General features: G+C 49.1%; 27 protein-coding genes. All 27 read left to right on the top strand.

Annotation, left to right across the window (positions count from 1 at the left end):
- Positions 1 to 312 precede the first annotated feature (312 nt).
- The 27 genes from rplC (at position 313) to truA (ending at position 17,037) form a co-directional block, all read left to right on the top strand.
- The gene (gene rplC / locus JGK39_RS08485) at positions 313 to 948 is read left to right on the top strand and encodes a 50S ribosomal protein L3 (RefSeq protein ID WP_293250694.1); all 636 of its coding nucleotides are present in this window, start codon (positions 313 to 315) and stop codon (positions 946 to 948) included.
- Positions 949 to 1,050: 102 nt separating this feature from the next.
- Positions 1,051 to 1,683 carry a 50S ribosomal protein L4 gene (gene rplD, locus JGK39_RS08480; RefSeq protein WP_293250691.1) on the top strand — a complete coding sequence of 211 codons (633 nt, stop codon included), beginning with the start codon at positions 1,051 to 1,053 and terminating at the stop codon, positions 1,681 to 1,683.
- Positions 1,676 to 1,984, top strand: a complete 309-nt coding sequence (locus JGK39_RS08475) for a 50S ribosomal protein L23 (protein WP_293133910.1) — start codon at positions 1,676 to 1,678, stop codon at positions 1,982 to 1,984. Before rplD ends, JGK39_RS08475 begins: the two co-directional genes overlap by 8 nt.
- A 168-nt stretch (positions 1,985 to 2,152) precedes the next feature.
- Positions 2,153 to 3,016, top strand: coding sequence for a 50S ribosomal protein L2 (gene rplB / locus JGK39_RS08470; RefSeq protein ID WP_293250688.1), 864 nt, complete (start codon positions 2,153 to 2,155; stop codon positions 3,014 to 3,016).
- A gap of 112 nt (positions 3,017 to 3,128) precedes the next feature.
- Positions 3,129 to 3,410 carry a 30S ribosomal protein S19 gene (gene rpsS / locus JGK39_RS08465; protein ID WP_293250685.1) on the top strand — a complete coding sequence of 94 codons (282 nt, stop codon included), beginning with the start codon at positions 3,129 to 3,131 and terminating at the stop codon, positions 3,408 to 3,410.
- Positions 3,411 to 3,509: 99 nt separating this feature from the next.
- The gene (gene rplV / locus JGK39_RS08460; protein WP_293250681.1) at positions 3,510 to 3,869 is read left to right on the top strand and encodes a 50S ribosomal protein L22; all 360 of its coding nucleotides are present in this window, start codon (positions 3,510 to 3,512) and stop codon (positions 3,867 to 3,869) included.
- Between the two features lie 174 nt (positions 3,870 to 4,043).
- Positions 4,044 to 4,772: a 30S ribosomal protein S3 gene (gene rpsC / locus JGK39_RS08455; protein ID WP_293250678.1), complete on the top strand. Its 729-nt coding sequence runs from the start codon at positions 4,044 to 4,046 to the stop codon at positions 4,770 to 4,772.
- A 110-nt stretch (positions 4,773 to 4,882) separates the two neighbouring features.
- Complete coding sequence (gene rplP, locus JGK39_RS08450; protein ID WP_293250675.1) at positions 4,883 to 5,302, top strand: 50S ribosomal protein L16; 420 nt, start codon at positions 4,883 to 4,885, stop codon at positions 5,300 to 5,302.
- A 154-nt stretch (positions 5,303 to 5,456) separates the two neighbouring features.
- Positions 5,457 to 5,699, top strand: a complete 243-nt coding sequence (gene rpmC / locus JGK39_RS08445; RefSeq protein ID WP_293133890.1) for a 50S ribosomal protein L29 — start codon at positions 5,457 to 5,459, stop codon at positions 5,697 to 5,699.
- Positions 5,700 to 5,770: 71 nt separating this feature from the next.
- Complete coding sequence (gene rpsQ, locus JGK39_RS08440; RefSeq protein WP_293250672.1) at positions 5,771 to 6,019, top strand: 30S ribosomal protein S17; 249 nt, start codon at positions 5,771 to 5,773, stop codon at positions 6,017 to 6,019.
- 119 nt (positions 6,020 to 6,138) lie between these two features.
- Positions 6,139 to 6,507, top strand: a complete 369-nt coding sequence (gene rplN, locus JGK39_RS08435) for a 50S ribosomal protein L14 (RefSeq protein WP_193973611.1) — start codon at positions 6,139 to 6,141, stop codon at positions 6,505 to 6,507.
- 1 nt (position 6,508) lies between these two features.
- Positions 6,509 to 6,871: a 50S ribosomal protein L24 gene (gene rplX / locus JGK39_RS08430; RefSeq protein WP_293250669.1), complete on the top strand. Its 363-nt coding sequence runs from the start codon at positions 6,509 to 6,511 to the stop codon at positions 6,869 to 6,871.
- Positions 6,872 to 7,012: 141 nt separating this feature from the next.
- Entirely contained in the window at positions 7,013 to 7,558 is a 546-nt protein-coding gene (rplE, locus tag JGK39_RS08425) for a 50S ribosomal protein L5 (RefSeq protein ID WP_293250666.1), read from the top strand.
- Positions 7,559 to 7,580: 22 nt separating this feature from the next.
- Positions 7,581 to 7,985: a 30S ribosomal protein S8 gene (rpsH, locus tag JGK39_RS08420; protein WP_293250663.1), complete on the top strand. Its 405-nt coding sequence runs from the start codon at positions 7,581 to 7,583 to the stop codon at positions 7,983 to 7,985.
- A 261-nt stretch (positions 7,986 to 8,246) separates the two neighbouring features.
- Positions 8,247 to 8,795 (top strand): 50S ribosomal protein L6, encoded by a 549-nt coding sequence (gene rplF / locus JGK39_RS08415; protein WP_293250660.1) that lies wholly within the window; start codon positions 8,247 to 8,249, stop codon positions 8,793 to 8,795.
- Between the two features lie 2 nt (positions 8,796 to 8,797).
- On the top strand, positions 8,798 to 9,160 hold the full coding sequence (gene rplR, locus JGK39_RS08410; protein ID WP_293250657.1) for a 50S ribosomal protein L18: 363 nt from the start codon (positions 8,798 to 8,800) through the stop codon (positions 9,158 to 9,160).
- A 185-nt stretch (positions 9,161 to 9,345) separates the two neighbouring features.
- Positions 9,346 to 9,894, top strand: coding sequence for a 30S ribosomal protein S5 (gene rpsE / locus JGK39_RS08405; protein WP_293250654.1), 549 nt, complete (start codon positions 9,346 to 9,348; stop codon positions 9,892 to 9,894).
- A gap of 146 nt (positions 9,895 to 10,040) precedes the next feature.
- Entirely contained in the window at positions 10,041 to 10,487 is a 447-nt protein-coding gene (gene rplO, locus JGK39_RS08400) for a 50S ribosomal protein L15 (RefSeq protein WP_293250651.1), read from the top strand.
- Positions 10,488 to 10,590: 103 nt separating this feature from the next.
- Complete coding sequence (gene secY / locus JGK39_RS08395) at positions 10,591 to 11,895, top strand: preprotein translocase subunit SecY (protein WP_293250648.1); 1,305 nt, start codon at positions 10,591 to 10,593, stop codon at positions 11,893 to 11,895.
- Between the two features lie 5 nt (positions 11,896 to 11,900).
- On the top strand, positions 11,901 to 12,482 hold the full coding sequence (locus JGK39_RS08390) for an adenylate kinase (RefSeq protein ID WP_293250645.1): 582 nt from the start codon (positions 11,901 to 11,903) through the stop codon (positions 12,480 to 12,482).
- Between the two features lie 420 nt (positions 12,483 to 12,902).
- Positions 12,903 to 13,127, top strand: a complete 225-nt coding sequence (gene infA / locus JGK39_RS08385; protein ID WP_006276978.1) for a translation initiation factor IF-1 — start codon at positions 12,903 to 12,905, stop codon at positions 13,125 to 13,127.
- Between the two features lie 362 nt (positions 13,128 to 13,489).
- Positions 13,490 to 13,603: a 50S ribosomal protein L36 gene (gene rpmJ, locus JGK39_RS08380; RefSeq protein ID WP_015178722.1), complete on the top strand. Its 114-nt coding sequence runs from the start codon at positions 13,490 to 13,492 to the stop codon at positions 13,601 to 13,603.
- Positions 13,604 to 13,690: 87 nt separating this feature from the next.
- Positions 13,691 to 14,074, top strand: a complete 384-nt coding sequence (gene rpsM / locus JGK39_RS08375) for a 30S ribosomal protein S13 (RefSeq protein WP_293250642.1) — start codon at positions 13,691 to 13,693, stop codon at positions 14,072 to 14,074.
- A gap of 87 nt (positions 14,075 to 14,161) precedes the next feature.
- Positions 14,162 to 14,563, top strand: a complete 402-nt coding sequence (gene rpsK / locus JGK39_RS08370) for a 30S ribosomal protein S11 (protein WP_265233150.1) — start codon at positions 14,162 to 14,164, stop codon at positions 14,561 to 14,563.
- Between the two features lie 174 nt (positions 14,564 to 14,737).
- A complete protein-coding gene (locus JGK39_RS08365) occupies positions 14,738 to 15,682 on the top strand; it encodes a DNA-directed RNA polymerase subunit alpha (RefSeq protein WP_293250929.1) in 945 nt (314 codons plus the stop codon).
- A 132-nt stretch (positions 15,683 to 15,814) separates the two neighbouring features.
- Positions 15,815 to 16,165, top strand: coding sequence for a 50S ribosomal protein L17 (gene rplQ, locus JGK39_RS08360; protein WP_293250639.1), 351 nt, complete (start codon positions 15,815 to 15,817; stop codon positions 16,163 to 16,165).
- A gap of 29 nt (positions 16,166 to 16,194) precedes the next feature.
- The gene (gene truA / locus JGK39_RS08355; protein ID WP_293250636.1) at positions 16,195 to 17,037 is read left to right on the top strand and encodes a tRNA pseudouridine(38-40) synthase TruA; all 843 of its coding nucleotides are present in this window, start codon (positions 16,195 to 16,197) and stop codon (positions 17,035 to 17,037) included.
- Positions 17,038 to 17,095: the final 58 nt, after the last annotated feature.

Raw genomic sequence — 17,095 nt, 5'->3', positions numbered from 1 at the left:
TTCATGTACTATTATTAACTGGCGCTGTCAAGGATACTGAGTAGCTTGCTATTCAAGTCCTAGCCCAAATAAGCAAGACCGAAATCAAACTCGGAGATCGAACAGGTAAAAAACCTAGAATCTCAACCCTTGCAAGACTTCCACAAGCTCGCTCCCAAATTTAAAACTCAAATTTTAAACACCGAGGAAAGCTGTTGGTTGATAACAGTTAATTGCAGGAACACTGAAATAGATGTTTCTGCACAAGAGCAAGCGGATTGACGTAAACTTCGCAATCCGAAACCTCTTGCGTAAATAAAAGGAAAAAAATCCGTGTCTGTAGGCATTCTTGGCACTAAACTAGGCATGACTCAAGTATTTGACGCCGAAGGGAGAGCAATTCCCGTCACCGTCATACAAGCAGGGCCTTGTACAGTAACTCAAATCAAAACTAAACAAACTGATGGCTACACTGCCATTCAGATTGGATACGAAGAAGTAAAACCAAAGGCTCTCAACAAGCCAGAATTGGGACACCTTGCCAAGTCGGGGGCGAATCCATTGCGCCACTTGCACGAATACCGCTTGGAAGATACCAGTTCCTTTGAATTAGGCCAACAAGTAAAAGCAGATTCTTTTACACCGGGACAAATCGTAGATGTCATCGGTACCAGCATCGGTAAAGGTTTTGCAGGCTTTCAAAAGCGCCACAACTTCAAACGAGGCCCCATGTCTCACGGTTCTAAGAATCACCGCGAACCTGGATCGATCGGGCCTGGAACAACTCCCGGCCGCGTCTATCCCGGTAAAAGAATGGCAGGACGCATGGGCAACGTTCAAGTTACCGTCCGCAAACTCACAATTGTCCGGGTGGATGCAGAGCAGAATTTGTTGCTGATCAAGGGAGCAGTTCCCGGCAAAGCTGGCGCCTTAGTCAATGTTGTGCCTGAGAAAAAAGTTGGGCGGTAGTCATTAGTTATTGGTTATTAGTAGGAACTAACAAATAACTAATAACAAATAACAAATAACAACTAATAACAGACAACTAACAACAGACAAAGGACAAAAGATATGGTTAACTGCGTAGTGCGAAATTGGCAAGGCGAAGAAGTTGGAGAAACAACTTTAGAGCTTCGCGTAGCCAAAGAAGAAAATGCGTCTCACATCGTTCACAGAGCCTTGAGACGGCAAATGGTCAACGCCCGTCAAGGGAATGCTTGCACCAAAACTCGATCGGAAGTTAGAGGCGGCGGCCGCAAACCTTGGCGTCAAAAAGGCACCGGCCGAGCCAGAGCAGGTTCGATCCGTTCTCCGCTGTGGCGGGGCGGCGGTGTCATCTTCGGGCCGAAACCGAGAGACTTTGAAGTCAAAATGAACAAAAAGGAACGCCGTCTTGCTTTGCGGACAGCATTCCAAAGTCGCACCGATGACATCATTGTGGTTGAAGAATTTGCAGAGCAATTTCCGAGACCGAAAAGCAAAGAATTGCTAAGTGCGATCGCCCGTTGGGGTATCGAATCCAATAAAAAAGTTCTGTTAATCTTGCCAGAACCGCAACTCAACGTTTACCTGTCAGGACGCAACATCGAATTAGTCAACGTCATCTTGGCAACTTCTCTGAATGTTTACGACGTTCTCGCGGCTGACAAAATAATCGTCACCTCTACAGCCATAGCAAAAATTCAGGAGATTTACGGTGAGTAAAATCGACCCCCGCGACTACGCAGATTTGATCCAGCGTCCGATTCTCACCGAGAAAGCTACCCGAATGATGGAATTAAATCAATTCACATTTGACGTAGCACCAAAAGCGACAAAGCCTCAAATCAAAGCTGCAATCGAAGAACTCTTTAAGGTCAAAGTCATTGGCGTCAACACCCAAAACCCGCCGCGCAAAAAGCGCCGAGTTGGTAAGTTCGTCGGCTTTAAACCTTGCTACAAGCGAGCAACAGTAACTCTGCTAGACGGAGACTCAATCCGCAAACTCCTCTTCCCAGAAGTCTAGACGATTTTGGATTTTAGATTTTAGATTTTAGATTGCGGTTAACAGTCGCAAATTCTAGAACTAGAAAAATCGCAAGTTAACCAAAGATTTCCAATCTTAAACCTAAAATCTAAAATCGATCAACGTCAAATCCAAAATCCAAAATCTAAAATCTAAAATCGATCGATTATGGGCATCCGTTCTTACCGACCTTATACCTCCAGCACCCGGGAACATACCGTCTCGGACTTCGCTGAGATTACCAAATCAGAGCCGGAAAAGTCTCTAACCGGCAACAAGCACACCAAACAAGGCCGCAACAACCGAGGCGTCATCACCTGCCGCCACCGGGGAGGCGGTCACAAACGGCTTTATAGAGACATCGACTTCCGCCGCGACAAACACAGCATTCCTGCTACCGTCAAGGCGATCGAATATGACCCCAACCGCAACGCCCGCATCGCCCTTTTGTTCTACAAAGACGGCGAAAAACGGTACATCCTGCACCCGCTCAACTTAAACGTCGGTACAGTAATTGTCTCAGGCCCAGACGCGCCGATCGAAATTGGCAACGCCCTACCCCTGAAGAACATTCCCCTCGGTACCAGCGTCCACAACGTCGAGCTAGTACCAGGAAAAGGCGGACAAATCGTCCGTTCCGCAGGCTCCAGCGCTCAGCTAATGGCAAAAGAAGGTAGCTACGTCACCCTCAAACTGCCATCCGGCGAACAGCGCAAAGTCCGCGGCGACTGCTACGCTACGATCGGTCAAGTTGGCAATACAGACGCCAGAAACATCAGCCTCGGTAAAGCAGGCCGCACCCGCTGGAAAGGCCGCAGACCGACAGTTCGCGGTAGCGTCATGAACCCGGTAGACCACCCGCACGGCGGTGGCGAAGGCAGAGCGCCCATCGGGCGTCCGGGGCCTGTCACTCCTTGGGGCAAACCAGCATTGGGTGCCAAAACTCGACGCAAAAACAAGCGCAGCGACTCTTTAATCGTCCGGCGCCGCCGCAAATCTTCCAAGCGCGGCAAGGGCGGCAGACAGAGTTAATTTAGTAGCTAATGGGTAGTAATTGGTAATGGGTTATTGGAAATAACAAATTACCAATGCCCTCTCTGCCCAATGCCCAATTCCCGATGCCCAATTCCCAATTCCCAAAATTATGTCTCGATCGCTAAAAAAAGGCCCGTTTGTCGCAGACAACCTGATGACAAAAATCGAAAAACTCAACGCCGCAGGCCAAAAACAAGTAATTAAAACTTGGTCGCGCTCTTCCACGATCCTGCCTCAAATGGTAGGTCACACGATCGCAGTTCACAACGGCAAGCAACACGTACCAGTCTACCTGACAGACCAAATGGTAGGTCACAAACTCGGAGAATTCTCCCCCACTCGCACCTTTAGAGGTCACGCGAAAAGTGGTGATAAAAAGGCAAAAAGATAGCCTAATTAGGTGACAGGTAAATGGTAATAGGAAAAACTTTTTACCAATTACCATTTACCTTTTTCCCAATTACCAATTACCAAGTGTACCAAAATCGAAATGGCTATAGATACCACATCCGAAATTAAGGCGATCGCCCGTTACATCCGGACATCGCCCTTCAAAGTGCGCCGAGTCCTCGACCAAATTCGCGGCAAAAGCTACCAAGAAGCGCTGATTTTACTCGAATTCATGCCCTACCGCGCCTGCGAACCAATTGTCAAAGTTTTGCGATCGGCAGTAGCCAACGCCGAACACAACGCAGGATTGGACAAAACCAAGCTCGTAGTCTCTCAAGCTTACGCAGACCAAGGCCCAGTCCTCAAACGCTTTAGACCCCGCGCTCAAGGTCGCGCCTACCAAATCCGCAAGCCAACTTGCCACATTACGGTAATAGTTGCTCCGCTCTTAGAAAACTAAACAACGGAAAAACGTAATAGGTAACAAACAGCTTAAAGTAGAAAAAAATAGGTAATTACCAATTACTTTTCTTCAAAGCACGGAAATCACGGAGTGGCAGATAGTTGTTTTTTACTTCTTCCCTCTTCCTTCTTCCTTCTTCCTTCCCTATTACCAATTAACTCATCAAATATTATGGGCCAAAAAATACATCCAATTGGTTTTCGTCTCGGCATTACCCAAGAGCACCGCTCTCGCTGGTTTGCTGACCCGAAAAACTATCCAGAACTCTTGCAAGAAGACTTCAAAATTCGCAAGTACGTCCGCAAAACCCTCAGCAATGCAGGTATCTCCTCGGTCAAAATTGAGCGCAAAGCCGATCAAATCGACCTAGAAGTATTCACCGCCAGACCGGGCGTAGTCGTAGGCCGCGGCGGAGCAGGTATCGAAACCTTGCGCGTGGGTTTGCAGAAAGAACTCGGCAACAACCGCCAAATTCGCATCAACGTCGTTGAAGTTCAGCGCGTAGACGCCGATGCCACACTGATCGCAGAATACATCGCCCAGCAACTAGAACGGCGCGTATCCTTCCGCCGAGTAGTCCGCCAAGCAATTACCCGCGCTCAAAAAGTCGGCATTCAAGGCATCAAAATTCAAGTCAGCGGACGCCTCAACGGTGCAGAAATTGCCCGTACCGAATGGACGCGCGAAGGCCGAGTCCCCTTGCACACGCTGCGGGCCGACATCGACTACTCGTACTGCACCGCTCAAACCATCTACGGTATTCTCGGGATTAAAGTTTGGGTTTTCAAAGGCGAAATTATTCCCGGACAGGAACAAGAAGCCGCACCAAATGCAGCAGTGCCCCGCACTAAACAAAAGCGCCGCCGTCAGAACTTTGAAGATCGATCGAACGAAGGCTAGCTAATTGTTAACTGTTAGTTGTCACTTGTTAATTGTCAGCTCAAACAAATTAGCAATTAGCAATTAGCAATTAGCAATTACCAATTACCCAACTCCCAACTCCCAAAGTCATGTTAAGCCCTAAAAGAACAAAATTCCGCAAACAACAGCGCGGGCGAATGAGCGGTATTTCCACCCGCGGCAGCTCAGTTAGCTTTGGCGAATTTGCACTCCAAGCAGTCGAACCAGCCTGGATCACTTCCCGCCAAATAGAAGCCGGACGGCGCGCCATGACCCGCTATATCCGCCGGGGCGGCAAAATCTGGATTCGCATTTTTCCCGACAAACCAGTCACCCAGCGCGCAGCAGAAACCCGGATGGGTTCTGGTAAAGGCGCACCGGAGTTTTGGGTAGCCGTGGTCAAACCAGGTCGGATCATGTTTGAAATTGGTGGTGTCAGCGAAGAAGTGGCCCGCGAAGCAATGCGTTTGGCATCTTTCAAATTACCAATTAAAACCAAGTTCATCACCCGCGAAGAAAGCCCGTCATAGTGGCGATCGAAGGTAGAATTAGGTCTGCATTCGTCAGAAATTTAAACGGCTACAGCAATTTAAAATCTGGCACGTACAACTTTTCTTTCCTTCGGTCTTCAGCATCAGAAAGAATTCTGTCTTCACTAGACCGCTAACGATAAAGCACACAATTATGTCTTTGACCAAGATTAAAGAAGCTAGAGAATTAAGCGATGCAGCAGTAGCAGAGCAAATTTTAGCCGTCAAGCGCCAACTAATGGACTTGCGGCTTCAGCAAGCTACAGGCCGCATGGAAAAGCCTCACCTGTTCAAGCACGCCAAACACCGGCTGGCTCAATTAATGACAGTTGAACGCGAACGCCAAATCGCTGCTGAAGCAGCTCTCAAGTCTGCTCCCACCGCAGTCAGCGAGTAGTTAGCAGCAGCCGAGCCGAGGTTCGCACAGCAGTTCAAAAAAACTCAATTGCACAACAACAATAGGTAGGTATGGCAGTTAAAGAACGAGTTGGCGTAGTAGTCAGCGACAAAATGGATAAAACCGTCGTGGTAGCGATCGAAAACCGCTCCTCCCACACCAAATACGGCAAAATCGTAGTCCGTACCAAGCGCTACAAAGCTCACGACGAAGAAAATAAGTGCAAATCGGGCGATCGCGTCCGCATCACTGAAACTCGCCCCCTGAGCAAAACCAAACGCTGGACGGTTGCTGAGATTTTTGGGACAAAAAACGGCTAACAGCTAATCGCCTTAGCGTAGCCCTCGAAGAGGATCGCCCGATCGCTCAAAGATTAACAATTCCCTTAGCAGTCAACAGTTAACACTCAACAGTTAACAGTCAACAGTCAACAATCACCATGATTCAACCCCAGACATACCTCAATGTCGCCGACAATAGCGGAGCCCGCAAGCTCATGTGCATCCGCGTATTGGGAGGCGGCAACCGCCGTTACGGCGGAGTCGGCGATGTCATCATTGCCGTCGTCAAAGACGCCATTCCCAATATGGCAGTCAAAAAATCCGATGTCGTCAGAGCCGTCATTGTCAGAACCCGCAAAGCATTGCGTCGCGACAGCGGCATGAGCATTCGTTTTGACGACAACGCCGCCGTGATTATCAATCCCGAAGGCAACCCCAAAGGCACTCGCGTTTTCGGCCCAGTCGCCCGCGAACTCCGCGACAAAAACTTTACTAAAATCGTTTCCCTAGCCCCGGAGGTACTTTAAAATGTACGGAAAAAAGGGTAAAGCAACTAGCGAACCGCAGCGCCACAGAATGCACGTCAAAGCAGGCGATACTGTTCAAATAATTACTGGCAAAGAGAAAGGAAAAGTCGGACAAATCTTAAAGACATATCCCAAAGTCAGCAAAGTAATTGTTAAAGGCGTAAATATCCGAACCAAGCACGTCAAGCCCCAACAAGAAGGGGAATCGGGAAAAATCGTCACCTTTGAGGCTCCTATTCACAGCTCAAATGTGATGCACTATTCCGAAAAAGAGAAAGTCGCCAGCCGCGTCTGCTATACATTTAGTGAGGACGGCCGCAAACTGCGACAACTCAAAAAAACCGGAGAAATCCTCGATAATTAGTCATTAGTCATTAGTCATTAGTCATTAACTGACAACGGACAACGGACAACGGACAACGGACAATTGTCAACGGACAACTGACAACTGACAAAGAACAATTCCCTGACCAAGCCCAGGGACAGTTAACGAAACACAAAAACTATGCCGGACAAACTCAAAGTTCTTTATCAAGGAAAAATCGTTCCCCAACTGATGGATCAGTTTAAATATACTAATATCCATCAGGTTCCAAAACTCGTCAAAGTCACCGTGAACCGCGGTTTGGGAGAAGCTTCTCAAAATGCTAAGGCACTGGATTCGTCGCTGAATGAAATTGCCATCATCACCGGACAAAAACCGGTGGTGACTCGGGCGAAAAAAGCGATCGCAGGCTTCAAAATCCGCAAAGGAGTACCAGTCGGCGTGATGGTGACGCTGCGGGGCGATCGGATGTACGATTTTCTCGATCGGCTGATCAACCTCGCACTCCCCCGCATCCGCGACTTCCGCGGCATCAGCCCCAAAAGCTTTGACGGGCGCGGCAACTACAGCTTGGGTCTGAGAGAACAGCTAATCTTTCCAGAAATAGAATATGACCGCATCGATCAAATTCGAGGCATGGACATTTCAATTATCACCACAGCAAACACCGACGAAGAAGGACGCGCTTTGCTTAAAGAAATGGGAATGCCGTTCCGGGACAACTAAGCACTAGAGTAAGAAGCAAAAGATGGCAGCTAACGATACCATAGCAGATATGTTGACGCGCATTCGCAATTCTTGCATGGCGCGCCACCAAACAACGCAAATTCCAGCTACAAAAATGACCCGCAGCATCGCCCAAGTTCTAAAGAATGAAGGCTTCATCGGCGAATTTGAAGAAGCAGAACCAGAAGGCATCAAGAGACATTTAGTGCTTTCTCTAAAGTACAAAGGTAAAACTCGCAAGCCCATTATCACGGCACTTAAGCGAGTCAGCAAACCAGGACTGCGCGTTTACTCGAACCGCAAAGAACTGCCCCGAGTATTAGGCGGAATTGGCATTGCCATTATCTCCACCTCCAGCGGCATTATGACCGATCGAGAAGCCCGGCGCCAAGGTTTGGGCGGTGAAGTGCTTTGTTATGTTTGGTAGTCATTAGTCATTAGTCATTAGTCAGTCGATTTTAGATTTTAGATTTTAGATTTTAGATTGACTCAACAGATGAATCTGAGAGATTGAACCAGGGTCTAAAATTTGGCGAGTATCCACTCAGCAGAGTCGGCGACTTGTACCCGTTTATTACGGATAATTAGTCACTGGTCATGGGTGACAAACTCAAAAATCGATCGCTAAAGACTAATAACTAAAAACTAACAATCAAAGACTAATAACTAAAAACAAAAGACAAAAACTATGTCGCGAATTGGCAAGCGTCCGATTAGCATCCCCAGTAAAGTAACCATCACCCTAGACGGTCAAAATGTAGCCGTCAAAGGCCCTAAAGGTGAACTTTCCCGAGTAATCCCCGCCGAAATCCTCATGGGACTCGAAGGCGAGACTTTACTCGTTACCCGCCGAGACGAATCTCGCGTCGCCAGACAACTGCACGGCCTCTGTCGCACCCTAGTCGCCAACATGGTCGAAGGTGTATCGCAAGGTTTTCAGCGGCGTCTGGAAATTATCGGCACAGGTTATCGGGCACAGGTTCAAGGACGGAACCTGATTTTAAACGTCGGTTACAGCAAGCCAGTTGAAATGCCCCCTCCAGAAGGCATCACCATGGCAGTTGAAGGCAACACCAACGTCATTGTCTCCGGCATTGACAAAGAACTCGTAGGCAACACAGCAGCCCGCATCCGCGCGGTGCGTCCGCCCGAAGTTTACAAGGGCAAAGGCATTCGCTACAGCGGCGAAGTCGTCCGGCGCAAAGCTGGTAAAACAGGCAAAACAGGTAAGAAGTAACAATGAAGCTTACTCGCAAAGAATCAGTCCACCGCAGACACCGCCGCGTCCGGCGCAAGGTATTCGGCACTGCCGAACGTCCCAGATTAGCGGTATTTCGATCGTCTCAGCACATCTACGCTCAAGTAATCGACGACACGGCACAGCACACTTTGGCTGCTGCGTCAACCCTCGATCCAGAATTGAAGTCAACTCTGACTTCAGGCGGCAACTGTGCAGCTAGCGTCCAAGTCGGTCAGTTGATTGCCAAACGCTGTTCCAGCGCTGGCATAGCTAAAGTCGTATTCGATCGCGGAGGCAACCTCTACCACGGTCGCGTCAAAGCCCTCGCAGATGCAGCTCGCGAAGCCGGGTTAGACTTTTAGGAAGAAGGAAGTTCGGCAACGGATTGTGTAACGGATGTAACGGATGTAACGGATAGAAGGAAGCAATTTTTAGCTATCTATGACAGAAGGAAGAAAAAACCCAGAACAAAATTCTGAATTCCTAATTGTTAATTCCCGATCGCCGACTACGAGTTAATAATCCTCAATTCCCTAAGGACAAAACTATGGCAGAACAACAAAAAGAACAGCGCAACAAGAAAAAAAGCAATAACAACAAAGGGCGCGAAAAAGAATCCGAATGGCAAGAACGGGTTGTTCAGATTCGTCGCGTTACCAAAGTAGTTAAAGGCGGTAAAAAACTCAGCTTCCGCGCCATAGTCATTATCGGCAACGAACGCGGTCAAGTTGGAGTGGGAGTCGGCAAAGCTAGCGACGTAATCGGTGCCGTTAAAAAAGGCGTCGCTGACGGCAAAAAGCACCTAATTGAAGTTCCCCTCACCAAATCAAACTCCATCCCTCACCCCATCAACGGTGACGGTGGCGGAGCCAAAGTCATGATGCGTCCGGCCGCTCCGGGAACCGGGGTAATTGCAGGGGGAGCAGTGCGAACTGTTCTCGAACTAGCAGGAGTCCGCAACATCTTAGCCAAACAGCTAGGTTCCGGAAATCCTTTGAACAACGCCCGAGCAGCAGTCAACGCCCTCTCCACCCTCCGCACCTTGTCCGAAGTGGCTCAAGAGCGCGGAATTCCAGTAGAAAACCTCTACGGTTAGGGCATAGAGAATGGGAAACCGTAAGTTTTGAGTGTTAAGTGCCTGCGTTGAGTATCAAAAAATCCGCAACTCAAAACTCACGCACTCAAAACTACTGCGCGCCCCCTCTCTTGCATACCAATTACCAATTACCAATTACTAAAACTATGAGATTGCAAGACGCCCGACCCAAAGCAGGCTCCCAAAAGCGCCCCCGACGCTTGGGCAGAGGTATTTCTGCCGGTCAAGGCGCGAGCTCCGGCAAAGGGATGCGCGGTCAAAAATCTAGAGCCGGTAGCGGCACTAGACCCGGTTTTGAAGGCGGTCAAAATCCCCTTTACCGCCGCCTGCCCAAGCTGAAAAGCTTCCCTCTAGTGAACCGGAAAGAGTACACTACCATTAATGTAAGTAAATTAGCATCGCTGCCAGCAAACACAGAAGTTACTCTCTCCTCTTTGATGGAAGCAAAAATTGTCAATAGTGACAATGGGCCGCTGAAAATCTTAGGAGATGGCGAACTGAATGTGGCTCTGCAAGTGCGCGCCAAGGCTTTTACCGCAGGTGCTCGCACCAAAATTGAAGCCGCTGGCGGAAGTTGCGAATTAGTTGCGTGAAGATTTGAGGTTTGAGAGTTTGTCCAAATCTCAAATCCTCTCTTCTTGCTATCAGAAAATGATTTAGTCGAAAATCCCAAATCTAAAATCCCAAATCGTAACTATGGACGTTAGTAAAGAAAAAGCGCCAACTGCACAAGAGACGTTCATGCAGATGGCTCAAGCTGCTGGTTTGCGAGGCCGCATCCTCGTCACCATTGGCTTATTGATTTTAGTGCGCCTGGGCGTCCACTTGCCAGTCCCCGGGATCGATCGCGCCGCCTTTGCCCAAAACGTCCAAAATAGCCCTTTAATTGGCTTTTTGGACTTGTTTTCAGGAGGCGGTCTCTCAGCTTTGGGGATTTTCGCGCTGGGGATTTTGCCCTACATTAATGCTTCAATTATTGTGCAACTTCTAACTGCGGCTTTGCCAAGTTTAGAAGATATGCAGAAAAATGACGGCGAAGCAGGGCGGCGCAAGATTTCTCAAATTACTCGCTACGTTTCCCTGGGCTGGGCTATTCTGCAAAGCATTGGCATTGCGATTTGGGTCAGTCCTTTTGCCCAATCTCCGGGACCTTTTTTCATCCCACAAACAGCTTTGGCTCTAACAGCAGGCTCGATGTTTGTCATGTGGATATCGGAAGTGGTGACAGAGCGAGGTATTGGGAACGGAGCATCGCTGTTGATTTTTATTAACATTGTGTCGGTTTTACCGCGCTCTTTGGGACAAACTTTTGAATTGGCTCAAAGTGGCGACACGCAAGTTGTAGGTCGCGTCGTGGTTCTGCTGCTGGTCTTTTTGGTGACGATTGTCGGGATTGTTTTTGTTCAGGAAGGTACTCGCCGGATTCCGATTATTTCGGCCCGCCGCCAAGTCGGCCGCAAAGTTTATCGGGAAAGCCGCAGCTATCTACCGCTGCGCTTAAATCAAGGCGGAGTGATGCCGATTATTTTTGCATCTTCGGTGTTGATTGTGCCTTCTTTCCTCGCTCAGTCTCTCAATCAGCCGTTTTTGGTTCAAGTTGCTAATGTGTTGAGTCCGAACGGCCCTGCGCCTTGGGCTTACGCGCTGTTTTATCTGACTTTGATTCTGTTCTTCAGCTATTTCTACGCTTCGTTGATTGTCAACCCCGTAGATATGTCTCAGAACTTGAAGAAAATGGGCGCCAGCATTCCTGGGATTCGTCCGGGTCAGAAAACCAGCGATTATGTGGAGAAGGTTTTGAACCGTTTGACTTTCTTGGGAGCGATTTTTCTCGGTCTGGTGGCGATTGTACCCACGGCTGTAGAAAGTGCGATCGGCGTCCAAACTTTTAGAGGTTTTGGTGCAACTTCCCTACTCATTCTAGTAGGTGTGGCGATCGAAACTGCCAAGCAAATTCAAACTTACGTCATCTCCCAGCGATATGAAGGAATGGTGAAGTAATCGCAATGCAATTGATTTTTATGGGGCCTCCAGGGGCGGGAAAGGGAACTCAGGCTCAGCTTTTAGCCGCTCTCTGGAAAATACCCCACATTTCTACGGGTGACATCCTCCGCGCCTGCGTGGTGGCGAAAACAGCCTTAGGTCAAAAGGCGAAAGCCTATATGGATGCTGGTGAGTTGGTTCCCGACGAGTTATTGATGGATATCGTCCAAGAACGCATGAATGAACCAGATGCTCGTGCAGGCTGGATTCTCGACGGCTTTCCCCGTACTGTGGCACAGGCAGCGTTTTTTGACAAACTGCTGTGTGAGGTTGGTACTGAGGGAAGTCAGTCTGGTAAGGACTGCGCTATCAGAGCTGTCAATTTGGATGTACCTGACAATGTTTTGGTGACTCGCCTGCTGTCGCGGGGCCGCCAGGATGACAATGAGGAGACGATCCGGCGCCGGTTGCAAGTTTATCGCGAGCAAACTGAGCCTTTGATTGAGTTTTATAGCGCTCGCGAACAGTTAGTTGCGGTTGATGGCGATCGCGACATGGAAGTAGTCACCGCAGAACTGCAACAAGCGCTCTCTGGCGACTCTTGAACCCTCGCAATACAGCTTGTTACTCACCAGCTTTTGCTAAGATGTGTTAACTAGGAGCTTTTTGTGCTATCAGGTTTTGTGAGGGTTGCTAGAAACCGGATTGAACTCGATTCTACTTGCCACAACTTTACTCACGTAAAGCTGAAGCAAGGGGTTAATTGAGTCCAGCAGTCGATCGAGTTACCCGAATTATTGCCCAGTTCGCCTTCAACCCGCCCAAAACGGATACAAGCCACCGACAATCGTCGAGATCCCAAATTTTAGACCGAAGTTCGTGCTCCTTTGATGCATCTGTGGAGTAAATCTAAAATCTAAAATCTCGAATCTCAAATCGGCCGCTCCTTACTTGGTAAATAGGTTTTGAAGCAAAGGCTGGGACACTCCTAGTTAATCAAATGTAGAGTTGAGGTAAATACCAAATTGTCTAAGCAAGATTTAATTGAAATGGAAGGGACAGTGACGGAATCACTTCCGAATGCGATGTTTCGCGTTGACCTAGATAATGGGTTTAACGTGCTAGCTCACATTTCCGGCAAGATCCGCCGCAACTACATCAAAATTCTGCCTGGCGATCGCGTCAAAGTTGAATTAACTCCCTACGACTTGACCAAAGGCAGGATTACTTATCGCCTTCGGAAAAAATAGGCTTAGATAAAACTTTCTAAAAACTAATTCTAAGTTTAATTAGAGAGAATTTGGTAAAAAGCTTCAAATTTATGCTATAATGCTACGTTTGTAGTGTTGCCTAGAAGGGCGTCAACAACCCAGCGGCGTACCGGGTTAAGTCATTGCTACGCCGTTTAAGTATCGATCGCCAACATTCTGGCGCACGCGAACTTTACCCAGCAATGGGAGTGGGTGCAAGCGAGCTCCTTCATAAAACAACCCGCACTTTATACAATTTAATCGAGGAGAGGCCTACACCTTGCCCAGCCTCTCCTCCCACCGCTCTACGGGCCAGCGTGCCTGCTCTCCGGTAGAGCGGGGTTCTCCAGGCAGGAAGAAAGATGAAAGTTCGAGCATCTGTCAAAAAAATTTGTGAGAAATGTCGCGTCATCCGCCGTCGCGGTCGAGTGATGGTGATATGCACTAACCCGAAACACAAACAGCGCCAAGGTTAGAAAACAGGAAGATTGGGCTGGGCAATGCACGCAGGTGCTGCCTAATTCAATATTGTAGCCAAACAGGAAAACTAGGGAGACAAAAGTGTGGCACGGATTGCCGGTGTAGACCTTCCACGCGATAAGCGCGTCGAAATAGGTCTGACATACATTTACGGAATAGGCCTGTCTCGGGCCCAAAAAATTATCGCTGCAACAGGCGTAAATCCTGACACTCGCGTCAAGGATTTATCAGAAGCCGACGTGACTGCTCTGCGGGCTCATGTAGAAAGCACCTACCAAATCGAAGGAGACCTCCGGCGCTGGGAGTCAATGAACATCAAGCGCCTGATGGATATCGGGACTTATCGCGGTCGGCGTCACCGTTTGGGTCTGCCGGTGCGGGGTCAACGAACCCGTACCAACGCCAGAACCCGTCGCGGCGTCCGCCGCACAGTGGCGGGCAAGAAAAAAGCACCGTCCAAGAAATAACAGCAGTTTGCAGGAAATTTATGTTCCTGCCGACTGTTTCCCCGCCTTTGGGGAGAGCAATTCAATGAAAACGATAAAGAGACTAATATGCCGCCACGACAACAGACAGGCAAGAAATCTGGTGCCAAAAAGCAGAAACGTAATGTACCGAATGGGGTAGGCTACATCCAGTCTACCTTTAACAATACGATCGTGACTATTACCGACCTCAATGGCGAAGTAATATCCTGGGCATCAGCAGGTTCCAGCGGTTTTAAAGGAGCTAAGAAGGGTACTCCCTTTGCAGCTCAAACAGCCGCAGAAAGTGCAGCCCGCAGAGCCAACGACCAGGGAATGCGCCAAATAGAAGTAATGGTGAGCGGGCCCGGAGCAGGTCGAGAAACTGCTATTCGCGCGCTGCAAGGGGCGGGACTAGAAATTACCCTGATTAGAGATGTTACCCCAATTCCTCACAACGGCTGTCGCCCTCCCAAGCGGCGTAGAGTCTAAAACGATTTGAGATTTTAGATTTTAGATTTTGGATATTGGCTAACTGCTTAAAGTCAAAAAATAATGGTTCTAACTGTTGCCCCGTCCATCCAAAATCCGAAATCCGTTCAGGGGTATGCTCTGCAATCTAAAATCCAAAATCAAAAATCCAAAGTGGAAAAGGGAGGTCACTCCGTGGCGCAGTTTCAAATTGAATGTATAGAGTCTAACACTGACAAAGACCGCAGTCAGTACGGAAAATTTGTTCTGGAACCGCTCGATCGCGGTCAGGGAACAACTGTCGGGAATGCGCTTCGGCGAGTTCTGCTGTCAAATTTGGAAGGAACGGCAGTAACTTCAGTCCGCATCGCGGGAGTCAATCACGAGTTTGCCACGATCGAAGGGGTACGTGAGGACGTTCTGGAAATTCTCCTGAACATGAAAGAGGTCGTTCTCAAAACTCATTCCCAGCAGCCGCAAATCGGTAGGTTGCGGATTGAGGGGCCGGTCACAGTTACTGCCGATCGATTCGATTTGCCCTCTGAGGTGGAATTGATCGATAAATCGCAGTACATTGCGACTCTCTCACCGGGTTCTGTTCTGGAAATGGAATTCAGAATTGAAAAAGGCATCGGATATCGAGCAGTAGACCGCAGTCGCGATGATGGGTCGGCTTTGGATTTTCTCCAAATTGACGCCATCTTTATGCCGATTCGCAGAGTCAACTACAGCGTGGAAGATGCTCGGCTCGGTGGCAGTGCTGAGAAAGACCGGCTGGTTATGGAAATCTGGACAGATGGCAGCGTGACTCCTCAAGAAGCTCTGAGTCAATCTGCCCACATCCTGGTAGATTTATTTGCACCTCTCAAAGACATCACCCACGATTCTCTCAAACCCGAGTATCCAGGTGAGGCCGATCCTACGAGCCAAATTCCGATCGAAGAATTGCAGTTGTCAGTCCGGGCCTACAACTGTCTCAAGCGGGCTCAGATCAACTCAGTTGCAGACTTATTGGAATATAGCCAAGAAGACTTGCTCGAGATTAAGAACTTCGGGCAGAAGTCCGCAGAAGAAGTGATTGAAGCTTTACAAAAACGCTTGGGCATTACCTTGCCACAGGAAAAATCAGCTAAAAGTTAATCAACGGGTAACGAGTAAAAAAAATCTGCATTTTCAGTGCGCGAGTGCTTCAGAACCAAGAAGAATTCACCGCCCGAGCTCGCAGACTGTCTATCCCCGCGCCCAATTACCAATTACCAATTACTAACTGCCATGCGTCACCGCTGTCGCGTCCCCCAACTAAACAAACCGGCTGACCAGCGCCGCGCCATGTTGCGCTCGCTGACCACCGAATTAATCCGCCACGGTAAAATCACTACCACTCTCGCCCGCGCCAAAGCGCTGCGCCCAGAAGCTGACAGAATGATTACCCTGGCAAAAGATGGCTCCTTGGCCGCTCGCCGGCAAGCTATGGGCTTTATCTACGACAAACAGTTAGTACACGCCTTGTTTGAAGCCGCCCAAGAACGGTACGGCTCGCGCAAGGGGGGCTACACCCGCGTAGTGCGAACTGTCCCCCGCCAAGGAGACAATTCCGAAATGGCGATCGTTGAACTGGTTTAATTCTATTTTGGGTTGGAGATTTGTGATTTATGACTGACAATCCAAAATCCCCAATCGAAAATGCCCGATCGACACAGCGCGTTGCTCTGGTAATCCAATACCTCGGCACTAACTTTCACGGTTGGCAGCGACAGCCGAACCAGCGTACAGTACAAGAAGAAATTGAAACAGCAATATCGACTGTGCTCCAACGCCCGGTAACGCTGCACGCCGCCGGGAGAACGGATGCGGGAGTTCACGCCGCTGCTCAAGTAGCCCATTTTGATGCTGGTGGCCCAATTCCGGCTCACCGCTGGGCAAGCGTTCTCAACTCTCGACTGGCAAAAGATATTTTAATTCGAGCTTCGGCAAAGGTGGAACCTACCTGGCACGCTCGTTTCTCAGCCAGTTGGCGGCGCTATCGCTACACCCTTTATACAGACCCGATTCCTAATCTGTTTGTGCGTCCTTATGCTTGGCACTGCTATCACGCACCTGTGGACGAATCTTTGATTCAGGCAGCTTTGACACCGCTAATCGGGCGGCATCACTTGGCTGCTTTCCACCGCGCGGGGTCTGCCCGCCCCCATTCCTGGGTGGACGTGCAAGCGGCAGAGTGTCACCGTTCTGGGCCTCTTATATATATTGAGGTTCAGGCGAGCGGGTTTCTGTACGGGATGATGCGGCTGCTGGTGGGGTTGCTGGTGCAGGTGGGTCAGGGGGAAAGGGCGATCGACAATTTCACAGATATCTGGGTCAACGAACGCCGAGAAATGGTAAAATACGCCGCTCCCGCTCAAGGTTTGTGCCTGCTGCGGGTTGGCTATTCAGACTTTCCCTTTCCCCCAGATGTCTGGTACGACACTCAGCCAAAATTAGTCATCAGTCATTAGTCGTCAGTCATTAGTCGTCAGTCATTAGTCATTAGTCATTAGGCAACTACTAATAAAA

This window comes from Microcoleus sp. PH2017_12_PCY_D_A (assembly GCF_020738565.1).
Lineage (GTDB): Bacteria > Cyanobacteriota > Cyanobacteriia > Cyanobacteriales > Microcoleaceae > Microcoleus.
Note: the sequence above shows the minus strand (reverse complement) of the source record. Positions and strands in the feature narration are given on the sequence as shown.